The organism is Terrabacter carboxydivorans (assembly GCF_039532035.1).
Lineage (GTDB): Bacteria > Actinomycetota > Actinomycetes > Actinomycetales > Dermatophilaceae > Terrabacter > Terrabacter carboxydivorans.
This window is the reverse complement of sequence record NZ_BAAARE010000006.1, coordinates 187,264-212,194: the sequence shown is the minus strand read 5'-3', so window position 1 is coordinate 212,194 and position 24,931 is coordinate 187,264. Positions and strand designations below refer to the sequence as shown.

Below are 24,931 nucleotides of genomic sequence, written 5' to 3'. Positions count from 1 at the left end.
TGCCGCCATCGTCAGAGCGCTCCCTTGGCGCTGGGGACACCGACCACCCGGGGGTCGAGTGCCACGGCGGCGCGCAGAGCCCGCGCGACCGCCTTGAACTGCGCCTCGACGATGTGGTGGGGGTCGCGGCCGGCCAGGACCCGCACGTGCAGGCACAGCCCGGCGTTGTAGGCGAACGACTCGAGGACGTGGCGGGTCATGGAGCCGGTGAAGTGGCCGCCGATGAGGGCGTACTGCTGCCCCTCGGGCTCGCCCTCGTGCACGACGTACGGTCGACCGGCCACGTCGACGACCGCGTGGCACAGCGCCTCGTCGAGCGGGACCGTGGCGTCGCCGAAGCGCGCGATGCCGGACTTGTCGCCGAGCGCCTCACGCAGGGCCTGTCCGAGGACGATCGCGGTGTCCTCGACCGTGTGGTGCACGTCGACGTCGACGTCACCCGTCGCCTTGACGGTGAGGTCGATGAGCGAGTGCTTGCTCAGCGAGTGCAGCATGTGGTCGTAGAACGGGACGCCCGTGGAGATGTCGGACGTGCCGGTGCCGTCGAGGTCGAGCGTCAGCTCGACGGACGACTCGGACGTCGCGCGGGTGATCGTCGCGGTGCGGCTCATGCGGTGGGCTCCTGCCGGTCGGCGTTGTCGGAGGACACGTGGGTCGGGGCGAGACGGGTCATGGCCTCGAGGAACGCGCTCGTCTCGTCGGGGTCGCCCGCCGTGACGCGCAGGTGGTGGGCGATGCCCATGTCACGCACGAGCACGCCCTCGTCGAGCAGGGCCTGCCACGTGGCCTTCTCGTCGCGCAGCCCACCGAAGAGGACGAAGTTGCTGTCGCTGGCGACGGGACGGGCCCCGAGCTCGGTGAGGCGGTCGACGATGCGGTCGCGCTGGTGCTTGATGACCTCGACCGCGCCGAGCATGACGTCGGCGTGCTCGAGGGCGATGCGGGCGATCGTCTGGGTGGGGCTGCTCAGGTGGTAGGGCAGCCGCACGAGGCGCAGCGCGTCGACCAGCTCGGGGGCCGCGACGAGGTAGCCCAGGCGACCACCGGCGAAGGCGAACGCCTTGCTCATGGTGCGCGTCACGACGAGCCGCGGGTGGTCGGCCAGCAGCGTGAGCGCGGACCGCGTGCCGGGACGGGCGAACTCGGCGTAGGCCTCGTCGACGACGACGAGCGCGTTCGGCGCCGCGTCGAGGACTGCGCCGATGACCTCGAACGGCAGCGCCGTGCCCGTGGGGTTGTTGGGCGAGCAGAGGAAGACGATCGACGGGTCGTGCTGTCGCGCCTGCGCCGCCGCCGACTCGGGCGTGAGGTCGAACGCATCGGGTTCGGTTGCGGCGGAACGCAGCCCGTCGACCCACGTCATGCCGTTGGTCTCGCTGATGATGGGGTGCATCGAGTAGCTCGGGGTGAAGCCGAGCGCCACCCTGCCGTGGCCGCCGAAGGCCTGCACGATGTGCGAGAGCACCTCGTTGGAGCCGTTGCCCGCCCAGACCTGCTCAGGGGTGACCGACACCCCCGACTGCTTCTCGAGGTATGCCGTCAGCGCCTTGCGCAGGTCGGTGAACTCGCGGTCGGGGTAGCGGTTGAGCAACGCCACGTCCTCGGCGAGCACCGCGAGGACGGCGTCGACGACGACCTGCGGCACCGGGTAGGAGTTCTCGTTGGTGTTGAGGCGCACGGGCACGTCCAGCTGCGGGGCGCCGTAGGGCGTGCGACCACGCAGGTCGGGGCGCAGCAGCCGCTGCACCTCCTCCGCCGCCCTGGGGCGCCCGGCCCCGGACGGGGATTCGTTCGCCGCGCGGGAACCCGGCTGGGAGCCCGACTCGGACTCGGACTGGGCATCGGTCACGAGGGCACCTCGTCGCCGAAGCGCGCCGTCACGGCCTCGCCGTGGGCCGGGAGGTCCTCGGCCTGCGCCAGCGTCACCACGTGACGCGCGACGCCGCGCAGGGCCGGCTCGTCGTAGTCGACGACGTGGATGCCACGCAGGAACGACTGGACCGACAGGCCGCTGCTGTGGCAGGCGCACCCGGCGGTGGGCAGCACGTGGTTCGAGCCGGCGGCGTAGTCGCCGAGGCTGACCGGGCTGTGCGGACCGACGAAGACGGCGCCGGCGTTGCGCACCCGTGCGGCCACGTCGGCGGCGTCGCGAGTCTGGATCTCGAGGTGCTCCGCGGCATACGCGTTGACGACGTCGAGGCCCGCGTCGACGTCGTCGACGAGGACGATGCGCGACTGCGTGCCCTCGAGGGCCTCGGTGACGCGCTCGGAGTGCTTCGTGGCCGGGACCCGCCGCGCGAGCGAGCGACGGGTCGCGTCGGCGAGCTCCTCGCTGTCGGTCACGAGCACGGAGGCGGCGAGCGGGTCGTGCTCGGCCTGGCTGACGAGGTCGGCGGCCACGTGGTCGGGGTCGGCGGAGTCGTCGGCGAGGATGGCGATCTCGGTGGGACCGGCCTCGGCGTCGATGCCGATGAGACCCTTGAGCAGCCGCTTGGCGGCCACGACCCAGATGTTGCCGGGACCGGTGACGAGCGACACGGGGTCGCACACGACCTTCTCGCCGTCGACCTCGCCCCACTGCGGGTCGTCGTCGACGAAGCCGTGCGCGAACATCGCAACCGCCTGGGCGCCCCCGACGGCATACACCTCGTCGACGCCGAGCAGCGCGCACGCCGCGAGGATCGTCGGGTTGGGGTAGCCGGCGAACTCGCCGACGTTCTCGCGCTGCGGCGGTGAGGCGACGGCCAGGGAGCCGACCTCGGCGAGCTGGGCCGGGACGACGTTCATGATGACGCTGCTCGGGTAGACCGCGAGGCCGCCCGGCACGTAGAGGCCCACGCGGTCGACCGGCACCCACCGCTCGGTGACGGTGCCGCCGGGCACGACCTGCGTGCTCGTGTCGGTGCGGCGCTGGTCGGCGTGCACGATGCGGGCCCGACGGATCGACTCCTCGAGCGCCGCGCGCAGGTCGGGGTCGAGCTGGTCGAGGGCGGACTGCAGCAGCGCACGCGGGACGCGCAGGTGGGTGGGCCGGACGCCGTCGAAGCGCTCCCCGAGATCACGCAGCGCGGCGGCACCGCGATGCTCGACGTCCTCGCAGATCGGCCGCACCTGCTCGAGGGCGGCCGTGACGTCGAACTCGGCTCGCGGAAGGGCCCGGCGCAGGAAGCGCACGTCGAGCGTGCGGCCGCGCAGGTCGAGGGAGGACATCATGGGTCACCAGTCTAGAAGGCGCCGTGCAGGGCCCGGACCACGGTCTCAGGGTCCGGGAGCACCTACGACCGGCCGGCCGGCCGTCCTGCCGAATCTTGGGGCCGCCCTGACGAAGGTGAGACCAACGACTGACCCGGACTCCACGACGGGTCCGCCACGCTCGTTGAGCCGTCGCCCGCCCGGGCGACGCGGGCCTCGACCCGTCAGGGTCCACCCGACCCCCGCCCCCACAGGAGCACCCGTGCCCGTCGTCCTCCCCCGGCGCCGCATCGCCGCCGTCCTCACCGGACTGGCCTTCGCCCTCGTCCCGCCCAGCCTCGCGCTCACCAGCGCGGCCGGATCCCCCGCTGCAGGAGCACTGCCTCTCCCGCGTGCCGCAGCTCCGGCCCTCGCCGCCGCCGCCCCCCTCACCGTCGCGCAGGCGGTCGCCTCCCAGACCGGGCAGAGCGCCACCGTCCGCGGCTACGTCGTGGGCCAGCCCACGGCCACGAGCACCGTGGTCCGCTCCGGCTTCCCCAACGACTACGCCCTCGCCGTCGCCGACTCGGCCACCGAGACCTCGACGAGCAGGATGCTCTACGTCCAGATCCCCTCCGCGTTCCGGTCCTCGTGGGGCCTGCAGAGCAACCCCTCGCTCATGGGTCGCCAGATCGACGTGACGGGCGCCCTCTCGGCGTACTTCTCCCACCCCGGGATGACGTCCACGAGCGCCTTCGCCTTCAGCGGCACGTCGAGCACGACCACCAGCCCGACGAGCACCACCACGAGCCCGAGCCCGACCGGGACGACGAGCCCGTACGACTCGACCTACTACGCGTCGGCGATCGGCAAGACCGGCACGGCGCTGCACACCGAGCTGCACCGGATCATCTCCAGCGGCGTCACCACCCTGACCTACGACCAGGTCTGGACCGCGCTGAAGGACACCGACCAGGACCCTGCCAACGCGAACAACGTCATCGAGGTCTACTCGGGCCGCTCGATCGCCAAGTCCGACAACGGCGGCGGCGTCGACCAGTGGAACCGCGAGCACGTCTGGGCCAAGAGCCACGGCGACTTCGGCACGGTCAACGGCCCCGGCACCGACGTGCACCACCTGCGTCCCGAGGACGTCACCGTCAACAGCACCCGCGGCAACCTCGACTTCGACAAGGGCGGCTCGCCGGTGGCCCAGTGCACCGGCTGCCTGAGCGACAGCGACTCGTTCGAGCCACGCGACGCGGTCAAGGGCGACGTGGCGCGGATGATCTTCTACATGGCGGTCCGCTGGGACGGCGGCGACGGCTTCGCGGACCTCGAGCCCGACGACCTCGTCGGCAACGGCACCGCCCCCGCCATCGGCCGGATCTCGGTGCTCAAGCAGTGGAATCTCCAGGACCCGCCCGACGCGTTCGAGAAGCGCCGGAACCAGGTCATCTTCGACACGTGGCAGCACAACCGCAACCCGTTCGTCGACCACCCGGAGTGGGTGACCGCGATCTACGGCTCCTGACCGGGACCGCCGCGGCGGGGCGGCCGGCTCACGACGTCTGGTCGATGAGCACGGCCGTCTCCCAGGCCCACTGGTGCCACAGGTCGTAGCGACCCGAGCGTCCGCCGTGACCAGCGGCCATCTCGGTGCGGAAGAGGATCTGCGCCGGCTCGTCCATCCCGAGGTCGGCGTGACGGAGCGCGGCCACCCACTTGGCCGGCTCGGTGACGTAGACACGGGTGTCGTCGAGGCCGGCCGTGACGAGCAGGCTCGGGTGGCGTGACGGACGGACGTTCTCGTAGGGCGTGTAGGACTTCATGAGGGCGTATGCCGCAGCGTCCTCGAGCGGGTTGCCCCACTCCTCCCACTCGACGACCGTGAGCGGGAGGCTCGGGTCGAGGACCGTCGTCAGGGCGTCGACGAACGGCACCTGGGCGTGGACGAAGCGGAAGCGCCCCGGGGCGAGGTTGACGACCGCACCCATGAGCAGTCCGCCCGCCGAACCGCCTTCTGCCGCAAGCCTGTCCGGAGCCACGATGCCGGAGTCGACCAGGTGGTCAGCGCACGCGACGAAGTCGGTGAAGGTGTTGGGCTTGGCCTCGAGCTTGCCGTCGTCGTACCAGGAGCGGCCCATCTCGGAGCCGCCCCGCACGTGGGCGATGGCGAAGACCCAGCCGCGGTCGAGCAGCGACAGGCGCAGCACGGAGAACCACGGGTCGCTGGAGATGCCGTAGGAGCCGTAGGCGTTGAGGAGTCCGGGTGCGGTGCCGTCGGCCGTCACGTCGTGCCGGTGGACGACCGAGATCGGGATCCGCGTGCCGTCGGCGGCCGTGGCCCACTCGCGCCGCTGGACATAGCTGCCGAGGTCGACGTCGCCGCGCACGTGCTGCTGCTTGAGCAGGGTGAAGGTGCGTGAGCGGACGTCATAGTCCTGCACCGTGCGGGGAGTGACGAGCGACTCGTGCACCACCTGCAGCGTCGGGGTCGACGCCTCGGGGTTGACGCCGACGTGCAGGGTGCCGATCGGCTCGCCGACCGCGACGTCGTGGGCCTCCCCCAGCCCGTTCGGGGCGTCGGGGTCCCGGAGGACCACCCGCACCCCGGTGCCACCCTCGCGACGGAGCGACACGGCGATGAAGTCGTCGAATCCCTCTGCGCCCGTGACGTACTCGTCTTCGGTGGTGACGTCCAGCGGCACCCAGTCGTCTGCCGTCGTGCTCGAGACGGGGGCGAGGGCGAGCTCGAAGTTCACCCGGTTCGCGTTGTGGGTCACGAGCAGCTGGTCGCCGAACGGCTCGATGTCGTACTCGACCCCCTGACGGCGCTCGGCCACGACCCGAGGGGTGCCCAGTGCGTCGTCGGCGTCGAGGATCCGGAACTCGCTCGTGGTCTTGGACCCGATGGCGATGAGCACGAGCCGGTCGTCGCGCGAGGTGCCCACGCCGACGAAGAAGCGCTCGTCGGTCTCCTCGTGGACGAGGACGTCGGCGTCGGCGGGGGTGCCCACCTCGTGCCGCCAGACCTGGTGCGGGCGCCAGGCCTCGTCGACCCGGGTGTAGAAGAAGTGCCTGGCGTCGAGAGACCACGCCAGGGAACCGCCGGTGCGACGGACGGAGTCGTCGAGGACCGAGGCGTCCTCGATCCGGCGCACGCACACGTCGTAGCGCTCGTCGCCGACGACGTCGACGGCATACGCCAGCAGGTCACCCGACGGCGAGACCTCGCTGGCCCCCACGGCGAAGAACTCGTGGCCGCGGCCCTCCACGTTCTGGTCGAGGAGGACCTGCTCACCTGCGGGCGGACGTCCGGCCTCCAGGGCCGGGCGCGCCGGGTGGTCGCTGACGCGGACCCGGGCCTCGACGGCGTACTGCTCGCCCTCGACGGTGCGCGAGTAGTACCACCAGCGGTCGTGGCGCACCGGCACCGAGAGGTCGGTCTCCTCGATGCGCGACCGGAACTCCTCGAAGACCTGGTCGGCCAGCGGCCGCAGGTGCTCGGTGCGCTCGGTGGCGTAGGCGTTCTCGCCCACCAGCAGCTCGCGCAGCTCCTCCGAGTCGCGGTCGGCCATCCAGGCGTAGGGGTCCTCGAAGCGGTCGCCGTGGTGCTCGCGGGTGGTCGGCTCGCGCCGGGCAATCGGGGGCTGCTGCATTCCGCGAAGTCTACGGACCTCGGTCCGCGACCACGGGGTCGGACGGGACCGGCCCGGGCCGGCGGTCGCCCGTGGCGCAGCACGAGGACCGGCGTCCGGCGGGGTGACCACCCCACCGGACGCCGGTCCGTCGTGCGTCGTCAGGAGCGCGTCAGTGCAGCTTGACCTGTCCCTGGACCCGCTGGGTGCCGCCGTCGTAGACGACCGTCCCGGACGCGTCACGGACGACGACGCGGATCGTGTCGGTCGCCGAGTCGCGAGCGGTCACCTCGAAGCGGTAGCCGGGCGTGCCGTCGACGGTGGCCTGGCCCGCGAGGCGGGCCGTGTCACCGGCGACGACGAGCCAGTCGAGAGCGGTGGACGCGAGCGTCAGACCCGGGGTCGCCAGGGTGAACGCGCCGTCCGGCCGGCTCGCACCGGACTCGTACTTCGCCGACAGCTGGAACTGCGCCTTGCCGGTGGCGGACGGGTCACCGGCCACCGAACCCGTGGGCGAGGTGAACCAGCCTCCGCCCGTGAGGAACCCGGCCGCGCGGTCGTAGACGACCACGGTGGTGGAGCCCGTGCCCGTGTTGCCCCACTGGTCGGTGACCGTCACGGTGACGGTGTAGACCCCGGCTGCCGAGTAGACGTGGTCGCCGTTGACGGTGCCCGCGGTCACGGAGGCGGCCGTGGTGCTGCCGTCGCCCCACGCGATCGAGGCCGTGTGGGTGTCGAGCGGGTCGGCGTCGGTGAACGGCGCGCTCACCGCCACCGGCGAGCCGACCGAGGTGGCCGTGGACGGTCCGGTGACCGCACCGACGACCGGAGCCGCGTTCGTCAGGTTCAGTCCGACGACCACGGGGTCGTGGTCGGAGATCCGGAACTGGTCGGGCGCGTAGAGGCTGGTGACCTGTGCCGGCGTCTTGAACTCGGTGTTGTAGTCGAGGATCGAGGGCTCGTCGGCGTTGACGTGCCAGTCGCCGACCCCCGTCACCTGGCTGTTGATCGACGCCGACCCGAGCGCGTGGTCGAGGTAGCCCCACTGCCCGTCGAAGGCGTAGGAGTACGCCTCGCGCCCGTTCCGCTGCTCGATGAGGTTGGCGAAGCCGGCCCCCTCGAGCGTCGTGATCGGGTCCTCCTTGGCGTAGGAGTTCATGTCGCCGAGGATGAGGACGTCGGGGTCACCGGTGCCCGTGGGGTCGCTCGCCAGCCAGCTCGCAAGGAGCTTGGCCGACCGGACGCGGACCGCGTTGCAGTTGCCCTGGCCGTCGCCGGCGTCGGGGACGTCGCAGGCGCTGCCCTTGCTCTTGAGGTGGTTGGCGACAGCGATGAACGTGCCGCCGCTCGAGTTGTCGCGGAACGCCTGCGCGAGCGAGGGGCGGTTGCGCGGGCCCGAGTCCCCACCGTTGACGAAGTCGGTGCCGTTGAGGGCTGCGGTCGTCCCGACGGGCGTGACGGCGTCCGGCTTGTAGAGCATGCCGACCTTGATCGCGTCGTTGCCCATCGCGTCCGGCTGCCCGGTGCGGGCGTCGGCGTCGATGAACGCCCACGTGCCCGCGCCGTCCTTCTCGTTGAGCTTGCCGACGAGGAACTGCTCGGCGCTGCCGGGGCCGTAGCCGTCGTTCTCCATCTCCATGAAGGCGATGACGTCGGCCTCCGTGCCCGAGACTGCAGCGACGGTCTTGCGCCACTGGCGGTCGAACTCCGTGGCGGTGTTGGCGCCGCGGCAGTCCATGACCGAGCCGGTCAGGCCGCCACGGCAGTTGTTGCCGGTCGTGTCGAGGGTGTTGAAGAAGTTGAGCAGGTTCATCCCGACGACGCGGGTGTCACCTCCGACCGCGGGCGGGCCCGAGGGCCGGGCGTTGGCGGGCCGGAAGTCGACCGTGGCAGCGGGAGAGACCGGGCGGATGCGGTAGGCGTTGGCGCTGGAGGCGTTGCCGCCCCACGTCCAGTTGAGGACGCCCGTGAGACCGGTGACCGTGTCGCCACCGCGCAGCGTGTTGGACGCCGTCAGCGGCTGACCGCCGCGGCCGAACACGATCGGGTCGACGTTCTGCGCCTGCGTGGTGTCGTCGAGGATGATCTTGCGCAGGTTGTTGGAGGCCTGCAGCGCCGCGGCCGGGGCACCCGGCGCCACGACGTTGGTGGGCTGCTCGAGCCGGCCGCCCTGGGAGAGGGTGACCTGTCCGAAGCGACCGAGCTGGAAGTGCTCGGTCACCGACATCGTCTGCGGGAGCTTCACGAGCATGCCCTCGTAGCGCTCGAGGGCCGTCCCGCTGGTGACGGGGAAGCTGACCTCGGTCGGAGCGACCGAGCCGGTGCCGCAGACCGTGACACTGCTGGCGCTCACCTGGGTCTGGCCCTGGTTCTCGCCGGCGTTGCCCGTCACGGTGACGAGGTCACCGAGCTTGACGCTGTCGGCGTTGCTGCCCTCGAAGACGAAGATGCCGTCGGACGTCGCGGGGTTGCCGTCGCCCTCCGGGTCCTGGATGAAGAAGCCGCGCAGGGCCGGTGACGGACCCTCGTAGTCGCCGACGACGACGCCACGCGTCGTCACCGTGCCCGTGATGGCCGCGGTGTCACCGCTCCCCTGGATCGCGGGGACGGGGGTGGCGCTGACGTCACACGGGTTGGCCGCCGGCACCGAGAAGCGCACGGTGACGTCGCTCGCGGGGTGGTCCGGGGGGTCGATGGAGTCCTGGTCGGTGACCGCTGCTGCCGAGACGGTCAGGGAGCAGGCGTCGCCGAGGGCGAAGTTGCTCGACGGGTCGAGCGTGAAGGTCGTGGGCCCCCCGGTGACCGCGAGGGTCTTGGCCCCGGAGATCGAGCACGAGAGCGTGAAGGCCCCTGCCGCGGCGTCGACCGGCTCCGAGAAGGTGACGGTCGGGCTGGCGTCGACGGCGACGTTCGACGCGCCGTCTGCGGGGGTCGTCGAGGTGACGCTGGGGGCGACGTCCGTGGCCGGGCCGCCGTCGACGGTGTGGCTGCCGAGGCCGTCGAAGGTGTCGACGGCGAAGCCGTCCCACTGGACGGCAGGGTCGAACGCGTCGGCGCCGTTCGGGTCACCCGCCGTGACGGACGGCTTGCGTCGGAGCGTGTTGTCCATCGTGGACGTGAGACCGGTGCCCCACTCGGTGCCCGGGTCGAACCCGATCTGACCGATGACGTCCACCACGGCGGTCCCCTTGCGCAGGACGACAGCGTCGTTGCCGTTCCAGTTGGCGCTACCGCTCAACAGGTTGGCGACGGCCTTGATCGCGGCGCCGGACGAACTGTTGGCGTAGACGTACGTCGCACCGGACGCCAGCGTGCCTGAGAGCGTCGTCGTGGACCCGGCAGTCGAAAGTCCGTTGGCATAGACCTGCACGTTGTAGGCCGACAGGTCCACGCTGCCGCCGGTGCCGTTGTAGATCTCGAGCGCCTTGTTGTTGCTCGAGCCCTCGACGTACTCGCTGATGAACAGCTCCGTCGGGGCCGCCGCTGAGGCCGGTGCGGCCGCGACGAAAGGGGTGATGCCCACGGCGAGCGCAGCGGTGGTGACCGCGGCGACCCGACGCAGGGCAGGACGAGATTGACGCATGAGTTCCTCCCTGGGACCGGCTCCTCCGCGCGGTCTGCGGGTCACCCTAGACCGCGGTCGTCGTCCTCGCGCGGCGAGAACGCCACACCTTCCTGAACGCTCGGTGACAACGGGCTGTCAGTTCCCCGGTGGGGTCTGCGGCCGCGTGGGGAAGCGCCTGACGAGCGAGCCGGCCGACCGGCTCGGACGGCTGTCAGGGAGCGTCGAGGACCGGCCACGGGCCCGGCCACCCGGAGAGGCGGCGTAGGGTCACGAACCGCCGTGGCCGGCCGTCGACCGGGTCCTCGAAGGCCAGGACGGCCGCGAGCAGCTGGAGGGGAGCGCTGAAGTCGTCGAGCGGGACGTCGCGCTCCACGGGGTAGAGCGGGTCGTCGAGGATGGGGATGCCGAGCCCGTCCAGCTGGCACCTCAGCTGGTGGGTGCGCCCCGTCCTCGGCGTCAGCCGGTACAGCCCGAGCCTCCCCTCGGGAGCGCCGGGCCCCGTCACCGTCTCGAGCAGCTCCACGAGGGTCTCGGCGTTGGGTTGTGCCCCGTGGACCTCGTGGGCCCGGTGGGTGCCGTGCTCCTTGACGAGGTGCGTTCGCCGCACCATGGGCAGCTCCAGCCCTGCCCTGACCGGAGCGACGGCGAGGTACTCCTTGTGCGCGAGCCCGCCCGCGAAGATGCCTTGGTACGCCCCTCGCCACCGCTGCTCGGTCGTGAACATCAGCACGCCGGCCGTCGGGCGGTCGAGGCGGTGCGCGGGAGTCAGGCGGTGCTCGCCCGTCAGCACGCGGGTGCGCGCCAGCGCGCTCTGCACGACGTGGCGCCCCCGCGGCATCGTGGCCATGTCGTGGGGCTTGTCGACGACGACGATGCGCTCGTCGCGGTGCAGGACGACGGGATCCTCCGGGTGCGTGACCTCGCTCGGGAGGTCCCGGTGGGCCCAGACGGCCGACTGGGGCACGAACGGGGCGTCGGCCGGCACGGGAGCACCTGCGGCGTCGACGAACTCACCGTCCCTGAGCATCCGGTCGACGTCGTCCGCCGTCAGGCCCGGAGAGAGCCGGTCGACGAGATGGTCGCGCAGGGACGCCCACGGCCCGGCCTGCGGCATACGGAAGCGCTGGGCGTCGACCCCGTGACGTGGGGGCAGCGGCGAGGGTGGGATGGCTCCGCGGGCCACTCAGGTCTCCACGCCGGACGGGAGGGACGGGGCGGCGGGGTCGGCAGGGACGACATCGACCTCGACGTCGAGGAAGCTCCCGTAGGCGGACGCCGCCCGCTCGATTTCGCGCCACCGCCGCGCCGGCAGGGCGGCGAACGGGGTCACCTCGACGACGACGCGGTGGCGCCGCTGCGCGCGGCGCCAGGTCCCCGCCACCTCGCCGTCGACGACGAGCGTCGGCCTGAACACCATGTTGCGCCCGGGGACGACCTTGGCGACGTGCTCGGAGGGCAGGGTGACCTCGCGCGACTTGTAGCCGAGGAGGAACTCGTCCCACTGGGGCAGCAGGTGCACGCCGCCCGGCCCGTCGGGCACTCCGCGGGCCTCGACGTGCGTCAGCCACGTGCTGCCGTCGACCTCCTCGCGCACCAGGCGGTCGCCGACGAGGGCCAGCGCCTCACGCGCCAGCCCCAGCGGCTTGAGCAGCCAGCCTGCAAGGTCCCTCTCGGTGACCGGCCCGTGGCTGCGCACGTAGCGTTCGGCCACCGTCGCGAGTGCCTCCTCACGGGATGGCTTGCGGGAGTGGGGAACCCAGGAGTCGAGGAGGACGAAGCTCGGTTGCTTGCCGATGAGCGGCCCCTGGCAGAGCAGACCGCTCATGCAGTGGTGGCTGATGAGGTGGTAGCTGCGCTGGCCGGTCGGGTCGATGCCGTGCTCGACGAGCAGCGCGGCCACGTCGGGCCGGCTCATCGGCGCACGGAGGTGCTCCTCGAAGAGCCTCCCCGACAGCTCGACGTCGGACTCGGAGATGCCCAGCTGCGCGAAGCGCGTCGCGAGCGTCGTGCTGCGCGGGGCGGCGAGGAGCTCACACATCCACCGGGCGTCCTCGGCCGGGACCCAGTGGATGGTGCCGCGCATCGGCCAGGTGCGCACGACCTCCCGGTCGCGCACGGCCTGCTCGACCCGGGCCAGCGTCAAGCCGGAGCGCAACCCGAGGGACCACGCGCCGCTCGCGTAGTCCTGGGCCTGCAGCGCCCCCAGCTCTCGGGCCACGTCGAGCGCCGACACCGGTGCGTCCGCGTCGAGGCGGGGCGTCAGACCCAGGGCTGCCATGCGCATCCGGCGAAGCCGCCGACGCTCGGTCGCCCGCATCAGTCGGGCATCAGCTGAGACAGGCCGGACCGAGCAGCGCCTTGAGGTCACCGAAGAGGGCGGACGTGGCCGTGACCCGGAGCGAGTCGTCGAGCGACATGAGCACCGAGCGGCCCGGCTGGGTCAGCTTGACCTGCACCTCCGTGGCGCCGGGGTGCTCCCCCAGCACCCGCTTGAGGCTCTCGGCGACGGCCGGGGTCGCGCGGCCCAGCGGCAGCGTCAGCACGACCGGCCCCCGGGGGCCCTCCTTGATGTCGGGGATCGTCAGCTCCTGGGCGAAGATCGAGATCGAGTCGTCGCGGGCGGAGATGCGGCCCTTGACGGCACAGACGGTGTCCTGGGCGAGCATCGTGGAGTAGGTCATGTAGGCCGACGGGAAGAAGAGGCACTCGATCGCGCCGTCGAGGTCCTCGACGGTCGCGATGGCCCAGAGGTCGCCCTTCTTCGTGCGCTTGAGCTGCAGGCTCGTGATGAGCCCCGCCACCGTCACCGGCGTGCCGTCCGGCTTGGGGTCGTCACCCATGAGCGAGGCGATCGAGGTGTCGGCGTGCGTGGCGAGGATGTGCTCGATGCCGAAGAGCGGGTGGTCGCTGACGTAGAGGCCGAGCATCTCGCGCTCGAAGGAGAGCAGGCTCGCCTTGTCCCACTCGAGCGTCGGCACCGGCGGCAGGCCGTCGAACGCACCCGGACCGTCCGCCCCGGCGTCGGTGTCGTCGTCACCGAAGCTGCCGAAGAGGCTGTCCTGGCCGATGGCCTCCTGCTTCTTCACCTCGACGAGCGCGTCGATGTAACGCTCGTGGACCTCGACCATGCCGCGGCGGCTCTCGCCGAGCGAGTCGAACGCGCCGCCCTTGATGAGCGACTCGATGGTGCGCTTGTTGCACACGACCGCGGGCACCTTGGAGAGGAAGTCCTTGAACGAGGCGAAGGCGCCCTTGTCCTCACGGGCCTTGACGATCGCCTGCACCACCGGCAGGCCGACGTTGCGGATCGCGGCGAGGCCGAAGCGGATGTCGGTGCCGACGGCCGCGAAGTTGGCGATCGACTCGTTGACGTCGGGCGGCAGCACCTTGATGCCCATGTGCCGGCACTCGTTGAGGTAGAGCGCGGACTTGTCCTTGTCGTCGCGCACGCTCGTCAGCAGCGCCGCCATGTACTCGGCGGGGTAGTTCGCCTTGAGGTAGCCCGTCCAGTACGACACGAGGCCGTATGCCGCCGTGTGCGCCTTGTTGAACGCGTAGTCCGAGAAGGGGACGAGGACACCCCAGAGCGCGGCGATCGACGCCTCGTTGAAGCCCTGCGACTTCATCCCCTCGGAGAAGGGGACGTACTCGGCGTCGAGGACCTCCTTCTTCTTCTTGCCCATGGCGCGACGGAGCAGGTCGGCGTTGCCGAGCGTGTAGCCCGCCAGCTTCTGGGCGATCTCCATGACCTGCTCCTGGTAGATGACCAGGCCGTAGGTCATCCCGAGGATCGGGTCGAGGGCGTCGATCATCTCCTGCTGGAGCTTGCCCTTCAGCTGGGGGTCGAGCGGCACGACCTCCTGCTTGCCGTTCTTGCGCAGCGCGAAGTTGGTGTGCGCGTTGACGCCCATCGGGCCCGGGCGGTAGAGCGCGAGGGCGGCCGAGATGTCCTCGAAGTTGTCGGGCTGCATGAGGCGCAGCAGCGAGCGCATGCCCCCACCGTCGAGCTGGAAGACACCGAGGGTGTCGCCGCGACCGAGCAGGTCGTAGGTGGCGCGGTCGTCGAGGGTCTTGGACAGCTCGTCGAGGTCGATGTCCTCGTCGCGGTTGAGCTTGATGTTCTCGATGGCGTCGTCGAGGATCGTCAGGTTGCGCAGACCGAGGAAGTCCATCTTGACCAGACCCAGCGACTCGCAGCTGGGGTAGTCGAACTGCGTGATGATCTGGCCGTCCTGCAGGCGGCGCATGATCGGGATGACGTCGACGAGGGGCTCGCTGCTCATGATGACGCCGGCCGCGTGCACGCCCCACTGGCGCTTCAGGCCCTCAAGACCGAGCGCCGTCGCCACGACCTCCTGGGCCTGCGGGTCCTCGTCGTGGACGACACGGAAGTCGCCGGCCTCGTTGTAGCGCTTGGAGTCCGGCTTGAAGACGTCGGCGAGCGGCATGCCCTTGCCCATGACGTCCGGCGGCATCGCCTTGGTGAGCTTCTCGCCCATGGCGAAGGGGTGGCCGAGGACACGGCTCGCGTCCTTGAGGGCCTGCTTGGCCTTGATCGTGCCGTAGGTGACGATCTGCGCGACGCGCTCCTCGCCGTACTTCTCCGTGACGTAGCGGATGACCTCACCGCGCCGGCGCTCGTCGAAGTCGACGTCGAAGTCGGGCATCGACATGCGCTCGGGGTTGAGGAACCGCTCGAAGATGAGACCGTGCGGGACCGGGTCGAGGTCGGTGATGCCCATGGCGTAGGCGCACATGGACCCGGCACCGGAGCCACGCCCCGGCCCGACGCGGATGCCGTTGCGCTTGGCCCAGTTGATGAAGTCGGCAACGACGAGGAAGTAGCCCGGGTAGCCCTTGGAGACGATGACGTCCTCCTCGAAGGCCGCCTGCTTGCGGGCGTAGTCCGGCACCCCGTTGGGGAAGCGACGCTGGAGGCCGGTCTCGACCTCCTTGATGAACCACGACGTCTCGTCCTCACCCTCGGGGCAGGGGAACCGCGGCATGTAGCGGCCCTCACCCTCGGTGAAGGAGACCTCGCAGCGCTCGGCGATGAGCAGGGTGTTGTCGCACGCCTCGGGCAGCTCGCGCCACAGGTGGCGCATCTCCTGGGCGGACTTGAGGTAGAAGTCGTCGGCGTCGAACTTGAACCGGTTGGGGTCCATCAGGGTCGAGCCGGACTGGACGCAGAGCAGGGCGGCGTGCGCCTTGGCGTCCTCGGCCCGCGTGTAGTGCAGGTCGTTGGTGGCCACGAGCGGCAGCTTGAGGTCACGCGCAAGACGGATGAGGTCCTTCTGCGTGCGCCGCTCGATGTCGAGGCCGTGGTCCATCAGCTCGACGTAGACGTTCTCGTTGCCGAAGATGTCGCGCAGCTCGCCGGCGACCTCGCGCGCCTCGTCGTACATCCCGAAGCGCAGCTTGGTCTGGATCTCGCTCGACGGGCACCCGGTCGTGACGATGAGGCCCTTGCCGTAGGTCGAGAGCAGGTCACGGTCGATGCGCGGCCACTTCGTGTAGACCTGGTCCAGCGAGGCGATGGAGGTCATCCGGAAGAGGTTGTGCATGCCCTCGTTGTTCTGGGCGAGCATCGTCATGTGGGTGTAGGCGCCACTGCCGGAGACGTCGTCGCGACCGCCGTCACCCCAGCTGACCTTCGTGCGGTCGGTGCGCTGCGTGCCCGGCGTGATGTAGGCCTCGACGCCGATGATCGGCTTGACGCCCGTGCCCTGCGCCTTCTTCCAGAACTCGTAGGCGCCGAAGACGTAGCCGTGGTCGGTCGTCGCGAGGGCCGGCATGCCCATCCGCGCCGCCTCGCTGAAGAGGTCGCCGATGCGGGCGGCCCCGTCGAGCATGGAGTACTCCGTGTGCACGTGGAGGTGCACGAAGTTCGGGTCGTTTCGCGGGGCGGCTTCGGTCGACATCGTGGACGAGTCTAAGCCTCCCCGCAGACACTCCTCGGCGTGTCGGGGCCGGGTGTCGCGGCCGTCCCGCGACCTACCTCACGACCCACCTCACCACCCACGTCCCGGCCACGTCCGTCCGGCCCGTCGGCAGCGTCTGCGACCCGGCCCCGACCCGGGTCACCGAGCCCCTGCGCGGCGGGCGGACGGCATACGTCATCCCCCGTCCTGAGGACGGGGGATGACGACGTGGTCCGGGACGGCCACCTCAGAAGGTCGCGACGATGTCCAGGGCGCGCTGCAGGTCCTCGGGGTAGGGGCTCTCGAAGTGGACGTACTCCCCCGTGCCGGGGTGCTCGAAGCCCAGACCCACGGCGTGCAGCCACTGCCGGTCCAGCTTCAGGCGGGCCGCGAGCTTCGGGTCGGCACCGTAGGTCAGGTCACCGCAGCACGGGTGGTGCAGCGCCGCGAAGTGGACCCGGATCTGGTGCGTGCGGCCGGTCTCGAGGTGGATGTCGAGCAGGCTCGCGTGACGGAAGGCCTCGAGGACCTCGTAGTGCGTGACCGACGGCTTGCCGCTCTTCATGACCGCGAACTTGTAGTCGTGGCCGGGGTGGCGACCGATGGGCGCGTCGACCGTGCCGACCACCGGGTCGGGCAGGCCCTGCACGAGCGCGTGGTAGGTCTTGTCGACGGTGCGGCTGCGGAAGGCCTGCTTGAGGCGCGAGTAGGCGTTCTCGCTCTTGGCCACGACCATGAGGCCCGAGGTGCCGACGTCGAGCCGGCTCACGATCCCCTGCCGCTCGGGGGCGCCCGAGGTCGAGATGCGGTAGCCGGCGGCGGCGAGCCCGGACACGACGTCGGGCCCGACCCAGCCGACGCTCGGGTGGGCGGCCACCCCGACGGGCTTGTCGACGACGACGATGTCGTCGTCGTCGTGCACGATCGCCATCCCGGGCACCGGCTGGGCGATGACCTGCAGGCTCGGGCTCTCCTCGGGTCGCGGCAGCGACACCTCGAGCATCGAGCCGGCCGACAGCCGCTCGGACTTGGCGACGGACTTGCCGTCGAGCACGACGTGGCCGTCGGCGGCGAGGTCGGCGGCCTTGGTGCGGGAGACCCCGAAGAGGCGCGCCACTCCGGCGTCGACCCGCTCTCCCTCGAGGCCGTCGGGCACGAGCACGGTGCGCACGTCAGGCATGGTCGCCCTCCTGGCGGCGGCGCTCGGGCGTGCCGGACGCGTCGTCGGTCTGTGTGCTCATGTCGGCCTCGTCGTTCCGGGTGGTCTGGCCCGTCCCGCGACGGGGGTCGTTCAGGTGGTCCTGCGTCTCGTGCCGCGACGTGTCCTCGTCGGCGGTGGCCGCGCGGGAGCGGCCGTGGTCCCGGCGCCCGTCGACCCCGATGCCGAGCATCGCCAGGACCACGATCAGCCCGGCCGCCGAGACGATCCAGATGTCGGCGACGTTGCCGATGAACCAGCGGTTGTAGTCGATGAAGTCGACCACGTGACCCTGGCCGCCCCCGGGGGGACGGACGAAGCGGTCGGTGAGGTTGCCGATCGCGGCGCCGAGCAGCAGCCCGAGCGCGATGGCCCACGCCCGCGACCCCAGCTGGCGCGCGACGACGATGATCGCGACGAGCACCGCGAGGGCGATGCCGGTCATGACCCACGTGTTGCCTGCCCCCAGCGACAGGGCCGCTCCGGGGTTGCCGATGAGCTTGAAACGGATGAGCTGGCCGATGAACGGGCGCGGTTCGCCGTCGCCGAGCACGTCGAGGGCGACCATCTTGGTCAGCTGGTCACTGAGGTAGGCGAGGACCGCGACAACGCCCAGGACGACGAACAGTCGCTTCCGGCGGTCAGCCCGCGGGCGGGTCTCCTCGGCGGTCGTCGTGCTCACGGCCTCGGTCGGTGTAGTGGTGGACACGCCGTCGACCCCCGCTCGGGGGGTCGACGTGGCGTGGTCGGGCGTCAGTGGCGGTCCTGCTTCTCCTGGCATGTCATGCACAGGGTCGCACGAGGACGGGCCTGAAGTCGAAGCTTGCCGATCGGGTTGCCGCAGTTCTCGCAGATGCCGTAGGTGCCGGCCTCCAGCTGCTCTAGCGCGTGCTCGGCCTGGCGCAGGCTCGCGCGGGCGTTGGCGGCCACGGAGATCTCGTGCTCGCGCTCCGCGGTCTTCGCGCCGGCGTCGGCCTGGTCGTCACCGGAGCCGTCGCCCGAGGCGCGCAGGAGGTCGTCCAGCTCGTCCTCGGCCAGCTTCAGCTCGATCCGGTGCTGGTCGATCTCCTCGAGGAGCACGCCGCGCACCTCGCTGATCTCGTCCTCGCTCCAAGGGCTCTCGTCGTCCTTGACCCGCAGCTGCTCGGCGATCTTGCGGGCGCTGGGGCGGCCGGCGCCGGACTTGGCTGCCGTCTTGCCGGCGGTTGCGCGGGTTCCTGCGGTGGAGCTCGTCGTCACTGCTGCCTTCTTGGTTCGGGTGGCGGTGGCCCTGGCTGCGGTCTTGGCTGCCGTGGCCCCTGCTGAGGTGGTCTGAGGGGTGGTCGCCCGCTTCGTCGCGGGAGTCGTGCGGGCCGAAGCGGCCTTGGTGGCCGAGGTCCTCGTGGCCGGGGCGGCCTTCGTCGCCGGCGTCTTCTTCGCCGGAGCGGCCTTCGTGGTCGCGGCCGCCTTGGTGGCCGAGGTCTTCTTCGCCGGAGCGGCCTTGGTGGCCGAGGTCTTCTTCGCCGGGGCCGCCTTGGTGGCCGAGGTCTTCTTCGCCGGGGCCGCCTTCGTGGCCGACGTCTTCTTCGCCGGGGCCGCCTTGGTCGCCGACGTCTTCTTCGCCGGAGCCGTAGCCGTCTTCGCGGCCGAGGTCTTCTTCGCCGGGGCCGCCTTGGTGGCCGGCGTCTTCTTCGCCGGGGCCGCTTTGGTCGCCGACGTCTTCTTCGCCGGAGCGGCCTTCGTGGTCGCGGCCGTCTTGCTGGCTGAGGTCTTCTTGGCCGGAGCGGCCTTGGTCGCCGACGTCTTCTTCGCCGGAACCGTCTTCGTGGCCGAGGCCGTCTTCGCCGGAGCCGCCTTCGTGGCGGTGCCCGTGGTCCTGCCCGTCGCTGACCTCTGGACCGCGGTGGTAGCCGCTGCCGTCTTCTTCGCCGCCATCAGACCCTCCGTCGCTCAAGCCGTCGACGCTGACAAGTGGGGCTGACAATAAGCCCCGCACGGGTCGTGCACAAACGCGAAACGCTCAGGAGGCCAAAGTGTTCCCCCCTCAGGACGACGCAGGCCGCCCGGGAGGATTCCCGGACGGCCTGCGCGCGTCTGTTCGAGGTGGGACTCAGCCCTGGTTGCCGTCACCGGCGCCGGCGTGGGCCGGCTCCTGGGCACTCGAGTCGAGGTCGTGGAGCTGACCTTCGATGTAGGACTTGAGGTTGCTGCGGTAGTTCTTCTCGAAGCCTCGCAGCTCGGAGATCTTGCGGTCGAGCAGGCCCTTCTGCTTGTCGAGCTCCTCGAGGAGGGCAGCCTTGCGCTGCTGGGCCTCGGCGACCATGCCGGTCGCGCGCTCCCGCGCCTCGGTGAGCATCTCGTCGCGCTTGGCCGTGGCCTCGGCGATCATCTGGTCGCGCTGCGAGGTGGCCTCGGCGATCATCTGGTCGCGCTGGGCTGCCGCGGCGGTCGCAATCTGCTCGGCCTGCTGCGTGGCCTCGTTGTGCCGGTTCTGGCCGGCGCTGATGAGCTCGTCGTGACGCGACTGCGCGGCGGCGAGCATCTCGCGGTGGCGGTTCTCCGCCTCGGAGATGAGCTCGTTGCGTCGGGTCTCACCGGCAGCGACGTGCTCGTCGTGGAGGCGCTGGGCGAGGGCGATGACCCCGGCGGCGTCGAGGTTGCCTGTCGCGGCTGCGGCCGCAGGGGCAGCGGCCGCCGCGGCGACGGGTGCTGCCTGAGCGGGCGCCTTGGCCGCCTTGGCGGCCTCCTCGCGCAGGCGGGCGGCCTCGGCGGCAGCCGCCTCGGCGTCGGCCTGGGCCTTCGCGGCGCGCTCCTCGGAGGCGCGGGCGTTCTCCTGGGCCTTGGTCAGCTTGGCCTCGGCGTCGGCGACCTGCGAGTTGAGGCCGTTGAGCTTGGCCTGCGCGTCGTTGAGGGCCTGCGAGTCGACGGCCGACTTGGCGGCGGCCTCGGCACGGTCGGCCTCGGCCTTGGCGCGGTCGATGCGCTCCTTGGCGGCGCGCTCGGCGTTCTCGGCGTCGGCCTTCGCCTTGGCCGCCCGGTCGGAGGCGGCCTTGAAGGCGCGCTCGGCGTCCTGGATCTTGGCGGTCAGGCCGCCGAGCTTGGCCTCGTCGCCGGGGCGACCGACAGCCGGCATGGCAGCCGTGGGGCCGTCGGCGCGGACGGCCGACTGGTTCTTGCTCGCGCGGCAGTCGTTGAGCTGCTTCAGGTAGTCGTCACGCTGCTCGATGAGCGAACGCATCTCCGCCACGATCTCGTCCAGGAAGTCGTCAACGTCCCGCTCCTCGTAGCCACGACGGAACTGCGTGGTCTGGAAGTGCTTGTTGAGCACCTGTTCAGGCGTAAGCGCCATGTGTCACCTCGATACAGACGTAATGGTTCGGGTCAACGGTATCTAACGTTCCGGTCACGAACCAAAGCCATGCTCACCGATCGGCGGGTGTGCCCCCTTGACCCGCGGTGCGGGACGAGGTGGCGGCCGGTCGGTCAGAAGAAGCTCGGCACGTTGAGAGCGAGAGAGGTCAGCAACATCAGGACGAGGAAGCTGAGGTCGAGTCGGACGCCACCGAGGTTCGGCGACGGGATCACCTTGCGCAGTGCACGCAGCGGCGGGTCGGTCACGGTGTAGACGGCCTCGGCCAGGACGAGGACGACCCCGGAGGGCCGCCACGACCGAGCCAGCACCTGCACCCAGTCGATGACGAAGCGACCGATGAGGGCGATGAAGAAGGTGAAGACCACCACCCCGTAGATCGTCCAGAACGCGTCCATGTCCGTCAGTGTCCCTGATTCGGGGGCAGGAGTGTGAACCGGGGTCCGGGTCGGTGCACCCTCGACCCCGCTTCGTGCTCGCTCGCCCGGACCGGGACGCTCAGCTCTGGTTGAAGAAGCCGCGCGTGGAGGCGGCGGGCACCTCGGGCTCGTCGGCGGAGATCTCGACGTGGGCGGGCGAGAGGAGGAACACCTTGGAGGTGACCCGCTCGATCGTGCCGTGGAGCCCGAAGACGAGGCCGGCGGCGAAGTCGACGAGGCGCTTGGCGTCCGCGTCGTCCATGTCGCTGAGGTTCATGATGACCGGCACCTGGTCGCGGAACCACTCGCCGATGTTCTTGGCCTCGTTGTAGGTGCGCGGGTGGATGGTCGTGATGCGGTTGAGCGAGCCGACCTCGACGTCGCGCACGACGGCGGCCACGGGTCGCTTGGTGGGCAGCTGGGTCACCGCTGCGGTGTGCTCGGACTCGTCGTCGTAGCGGTCGGAGTCGTCGTAGGCGTCGTACTCGTCGTATCGCTCGTGACGCTGGTCCTCCTCGCTGAGTCCGAGGTACACCATCGTCTTGCGCAGTGCCCCTGCCATGGCCAACTCCCAAAACGTCGGATTGTGATCGCTGCCGACGTTACAGAAGTGACGGGCGTGAACCGAGGATTGCGGTGCCGACACGCAGGTGTGTCGCGCCGTGCCGCAGCCCGGCCTCGAGGTCGCCGCTCATCCCCGCCGAGATCCACCCGGCCTGCGGGTACCGGGCGCGTATGCCGTCTGCGACGTCGTGCAGGCGCGCGAAGGCCTCGTCGGGGTCGGCTCCGAGGGGCGCGACGGCCATGACACCACGCAGCTCGAGGAGCCCTTGCGCCGCAACGGAATCGGCGAGGGTCATGGCGTCCTCGGGCAGCACTCCGCCGCGCGAGGTGTCACCGTCGAGGCTGACCTGGAGCAGGACCTGCAGGTGTCGGTCCGCGCTGTGCGCGCCCTTGGCGAGGGCGGTGACCAGCTTGACCCGGTCGACCGACTCCACGACGTCGGCGTAGCCCGCGACGTGGGGGGCCTTGTTGCTCTGCAGCTGCCCGATGAAGTGCAGGGTGAGGTCGGGCTCGCCCGCCTCGGACAGCACCTGGCGCACCTCGCGGAACTTCTCTCCCGCCTCCTGGTCGCGGTTCTCCCCGAAGTCGCGCACGCCGAGCCGGTGCAGCAGCAGCACGTCCGAGGCCGGGAAGTACTTCGTGACGACCACGAGGGTGACCTCGGCGGGGTCACGACCCGCCTCGGCGCAGCCCCGGGCGATCCGGTCGTGGACGGCACCGAGGTTGTCGCGCAGCTGCGCCAGACGGACCTCGTCACCCGCGGCGTCGCCCGTCATGACGCGTCCCGCTGGAGGGTGACGACGCCGGCGAACCGCCCGGTCCTGCCGTCGCGTCGGTAGGAGTAGAGGTCACCGCTCTCGCGCGAGCACCCGGGGACCCACTGGACCGCGACGTCCGCCGCCGCGAGCTGCTCGACGACGCCGGCTGCGACGTCGATGGCCGGCGTGCCGGTCCACGAGCGGGCCGCCGAGGACGGGACGGTGGACGCGGCAGCGGCGGCCATCTCCTCCGGCACCTCGTAGCACCGGCCGCAGACGGACGGACCCACCGTCGCGGACACGGTGGTGGCGCCGAGGTCGCGCATGGCGGCGACGGCCCGCGTGACGATGCCGGCGAGCATGCCCGGACGGCCGGCGTGGACAGCGCCCACGACGCCGGCCCTCGCGTCGTGGAGGAGCACGGGGACGCAGTCGGCGACGAGGACCCCGAGTGCGAGCCCGGTGGTGCGCGTGACGATCCCGTCGACAGCGGGCGGCTCACCGGCCCAGGGGCCGTCGACCTCGACGACGTCGGGTCCGTGGACCTGGTTCATGAGGACGAGGCGCTCTCTGGGGACGTCGAGCTCGTGCGCCAGCGCGGTGCGGTTGCCCTCCACGTCGGCGGGGTCGTCGCCCACGTGGCCGCCGAGGTTGAGGCCGGCATACGGCCCGCTCCCCCGCCCGGCCGACCGGCCGGTGAAGCCGAGGTCGACCGCGGGACCCTCGCCGTCGGTCGCGATGCTGCTGCGCCAGTAGAACACGGGGACAACCTATCCGAGCGGCGTCGCCGGTCGGACGGCTGCACGGCTGCGTCGGCCGGCGTGAACGACGACCCCGGGGAACGACGACGGGCGGCAGACGCGGTGTGCGTCTGCCGCCCGTCGAGTTCGGTCCCGTCGCCGGGTCTCGCTGTCGAGTCGCGGTGCGGGGACCTACTTGAGGAAGTCCGGCACGTCGAGCTCGTCGCCCTCGTCGAAGGTCACCTGGCGCGGCGGCTGCTGCGTCGCAGGAGCCGGGACGTGGTGCTGCGGCTGCTGCTGGTGCACCGGCGGAGCCGACTGCTGCTGGGTCGGCAGCTGCTGCGACTGCTGGTGCTGCGGCTGGTGCTGGACCGGGGTGGGGTGCACCGGGGCCTGCTGCGGGACGCCGTTGGTCTGCTGGACGACCGGCTGCTGGGCCTGCTGGACCGGCTGGGCCTGCTGCGGCGCGGGCGCCGCCGGCCGCTGCTGCTGGGCCTGCTGCGGGCGCCCCATGACCTGCCCGAGGGCTCGGTCGTCGTGGCGCTGCGTGGGACCGCCGCTGTCGAACCCGGCCGCGATGACCGTGACCCGGACCTCGTCGCCGAGGGCGTCGTCGATGACCGCACCGAAGATGATGTTGGCCTCGGGGTGCGCGGCCTCCTGCACGAGACGCGCCGCCTCGTTGATCTCGAAGAGACCGAGGTCCGAGCCACCCTGGATCGACAGCAGCACGCCGTGCGCACCGTCGATGGAGGCCTCGAGCAGGGGGCTGCTGATGGCGAGCTCGGCGGCCTGGACGGCGCGGTCCTCGCCCCGGGCCGAGCCGATGCCCATGAGCGCCGAGCCGGCGCCCTGCATGACCGACTTGACGTCCGCGAAGTCGAGGTTGATCAGGCCGGGCGTCGTGATGAGGTCGGTGATGCCCTGCACGCCGGAGAGCAGGACCTGGTCCGCCGACCGGAAGGCGTCCATCATCGACACGTTGCGGTCGCTGATCGACAGCAGGCGGTCGTTGGGGATGACGATGAGGGTGTCGACCTCCTCACGGAGGCTCCCGATGCCGGACTCGGCCTGGTTGGCGCGGCGCCGGCCCTCGAAGGTGAACGGGCGCGTGACGACACCGATGGTCAGGGCGCCGAGCTGGCGGGCGATGCGGGCCACGACGGGCGCGCCGCCGGTGCCGGTGCCACCGCCCTCACCGGCGGTGACGAAGACCATGTCGGCCCCCTTGAGGACCTCCTCGATCTCCTCCGCGTGGTCCTCGGCGGCCTTCTTGCCGACCTCGGGGTCGGCGCCGGCGCCGAGCCCGCGGGTGAGCTCGCGACCGACGTCGAGCTTGACGTCGGCGTCGCTCATGAGCAGGGCCTGGGCGTCGGTGTTGATGGCGATGAACTCGACACCCTTGAGGCCGACCTCGATCATGCGATTGATGGCATTGACGCCGCCGCCGCCGATGCCGACGACCTTGATGACGGCCAAGTAGTTCTGCGGTGCTGCTGCCACGAGAGTGGGCCTTCCTGACTGGTGGTGCCGGTGCTTCGTGCGGTCTGGGTGCTGGGGATCTGCGGGTGGAGCTGGAGATCGTGCGGCTCGTTCCGAGCCTGT

General features: G+C 71.1%; 19 protein-coding genes. 2 read left to right on the top strand and 17 right to left on the bottom strand.

The window, feature by feature from the left end; translation table 11 throughout:
• Positions 1 to 11: 11 nt before the first annotated feature.
• The 3 genes from hisB to hisD form a co-directional block, all read right to left on the bottom strand.
• Positions 12 to 611: an imidazoleglycerol-phosphate dehydratase HisB gene (gene hisB, locus ABD297_RS08505; RefSeq protein WP_344254440.1), complete on the bottom strand. Its 600-nt coding sequence runs from the start codon at positions 609 to 611 to the stop codon at positions 12 to 14.
• Positions 608 to 1,747, bottom strand: a complete 1,140-nt coding sequence (locus tag ABD297_RS08500; protein WP_344254474.1) for a histidinol-phosphate transaminase — start codon at positions 1,745 to 1,747, stop codon at positions 608 to 610. The genes hisB and ABD297_RS08500 overlap by 4 nt, the downstream gene beginning before the upstream one ends.
• A 98-nt stretch (positions 1,748 to 1,845) precedes the next feature.
• Positions 1,846 to 3,213 (bottom strand): histidinol dehydrogenase, encoded by a 1,368-nt coding sequence (gene hisD, locus ABD297_RS08495; protein ID WP_344254439.1) that lies wholly within the window; start codon positions 3,211 to 3,213, stop codon positions 1,846 to 1,848.
• Positions 3,214 to 3,454: 241 nt separating this feature from the next.
• On the opposite strand from hisD, the gene ABD297_RS08490 reads away from it, so the two are divergent.
• Positions 3,455 to 4,705, top strand: coding sequence for an endonuclease (locus ABD297_RS08490; RefSeq protein WP_344254438.1), 1,251 nt, complete (start codon positions 3,455 to 3,457; stop codon positions 4,703 to 4,705).
• A 28-nt stretch (positions 4,706 to 4,733) separates the two neighbouring features.
• Here ABD297_RS08490 and ABD297_RS08485 read toward each other — a convergent pair whose 3' ends face one another.
• From ABD297_RS08485 to ABD297_RS08450, 8 genes are all read right to left on the bottom strand, one after another.
• The gene (locus ABD297_RS08485; RefSeq protein ID WP_344254437.1) at positions 4,734 to 6,833 is read right to left on the bottom strand and encodes a S9 family peptidase; all 2,100 of its coding nucleotides are present in this window, start codon (positions 6,831 to 6,833) and stop codon (positions 4,734 to 4,736) included.
• Positions 6,834 to 6,984: 151 nt separating this feature from the next.
• Positions 6,985 to 10,395, bottom strand: a complete 3,411-nt coding sequence (locus ABD297_RS08480; RefSeq protein WP_344254436.1) for an ExeM/NucH family extracellular endonuclease — start codon at positions 10,393 to 10,395, stop codon at positions 6,985 to 6,987.
• A 193-nt stretch (positions 10,396 to 10,588) separates the two neighbouring features.
• A complete protein-coding gene (locus ABD297_RS08475; protein ID WP_344254435.1) occupies positions 10,589 to 11,560 on the bottom strand; it encodes a pseudouridine synthase in 972 nt (323 codons plus the stop codon).
• Positions 11,561 to 12,655 carry a winged helix DNA-binding domain-containing protein gene (locus tag ABD297_RS08470; protein WP_344254434.1) on the bottom strand — a complete coding sequence of 365 codons (1,095 nt, stop codon included), beginning with the start codon at positions 12,653 to 12,655 and terminating at the stop codon, positions 11,561 to 11,563.
• A gap of 49 nt (positions 12,656 to 12,704) precedes the next feature.
• Positions 12,705 to 16,298 (bottom strand): DNA polymerase III subunit alpha, encoded by a 3,594-nt coding sequence (gene dnaE / locus ABD297_RS08465; protein ID WP_344254433.1) that lies wholly within the window; start codon positions 16,296 to 16,298, stop codon positions 12,705 to 12,707.
• A gap of 247 nt (positions 16,299 to 16,545) precedes the next feature.
• A complete protein-coding gene (locus ABD297_RS08460; RefSeq protein ID WP_344254432.1) occupies positions 16,546 to 17,478 on the bottom strand; it encodes an RluA family pseudouridine synthase in 933 nt (310 codons plus the stop codon).
• A complete protein-coding gene (gene lspA / locus ABD297_RS08455) occupies positions 17,471 to 18,178 on the bottom strand; it encodes a signal peptidase II (RefSeq protein WP_344254431.1) in 708 nt (235 codons plus the stop codon). Before lspA ends, ABD297_RS08460 begins: the two co-directional genes overlap by 8 nt.
• Positions 18,179 to 18,249: 71 nt before the next feature.
• Positions 18,250 to 18,735 (bottom strand): TraR/DksA family transcriptional regulator, encoded by a 486-nt coding sequence (locus ABD297_RS08450; RefSeq protein WP_344254430.1) that lies wholly within the window; start codon positions 18,733 to 18,735, stop codon positions 18,250 to 18,252.
• 79 nt (positions 18,736 to 18,814) lie between these two features.
• On the opposite strand from ABD297_RS08450, the gene ABD297_RS08445 reads away from it, so the two are divergent.
• The gene (locus ABD297_RS08445) at positions 18,815 to 19,456 is read left to right on the top strand and encodes a hypothetical protein (RefSeq protein WP_344254429.1); all 642 of its coding nucleotides are present in this window, start codon (positions 18,815 to 18,817) and stop codon (positions 19,454 to 19,456) included.
• Between the two features lie 129 nt (positions 19,457 to 19,585).
• On the opposite strand, the gene ABD297_RS08440 is transcribed toward ABD297_RS08445, so the two are convergent.
• From ABD297_RS08440 to ftsZ, 6 genes are all read right to left on the bottom strand, one after another.
• Positions 19,586 to 20,824, bottom strand: a complete 1,239-nt coding sequence (locus ABD297_RS08440) for a DivIVA domain-containing protein (protein ID WP_344254428.1) — start codon at positions 20,822 to 20,824, stop codon at positions 19,586 to 19,588.
• 134 nt (positions 20,825 to 20,958) lie between these two features.
• Positions 20,959 to 21,243 (bottom strand): YggT family protein, encoded by a 285-nt coding sequence (locus tag ABD297_RS08435; RefSeq protein ID WP_045193091.1) that lies wholly within the window; start codon positions 21,241 to 21,243, stop codon positions 20,959 to 20,961.
• A gap of 100 nt (positions 21,244 to 21,343) precedes the next feature.
• Positions 21,344 to 21,826 (bottom strand): cell division protein SepF, encoded by a 483-nt coding sequence (locus tag ABD297_RS08430; RefSeq protein WP_344254427.1) that lies wholly within the window; start codon positions 21,824 to 21,826, stop codon positions 21,344 to 21,346.
• A gap of 40 nt (positions 21,827 to 21,866) precedes the next feature.
• Positions 21,867 to 22,604 (bottom strand): YggS family pyridoxal phosphate-dependent enzyme, encoded by a 738-nt coding sequence (locus ABD297_RS08425; RefSeq protein ID WP_344254426.1) that lies wholly within the window; start codon positions 22,602 to 22,604, stop codon positions 21,867 to 21,869.
• Positions 22,601 to 23,347, bottom strand: coding sequence for a purine nucleoside phosphorylase YfiH/LACC1 family protein (locus ABD297_RS08420; protein WP_344254425.1), 747 nt, complete (start codon positions 23,345 to 23,347; stop codon positions 22,601 to 22,603). Before ABD297_RS08420 ends, ABD297_RS08425 begins: the two co-directional genes overlap by 4 nt.
• Positions 23,348 to 23,518: 171 nt before the next feature.
• Entirely contained in the window at positions 23,519 to 24,829 is a 1,311-nt protein-coding gene (gene ftsZ / locus ABD297_RS08415; protein WP_344254423.1) for a cell division protein FtsZ, read from the bottom strand.
• Positions 24,830 to 24,931 lie beyond the last annotated feature (102 nt).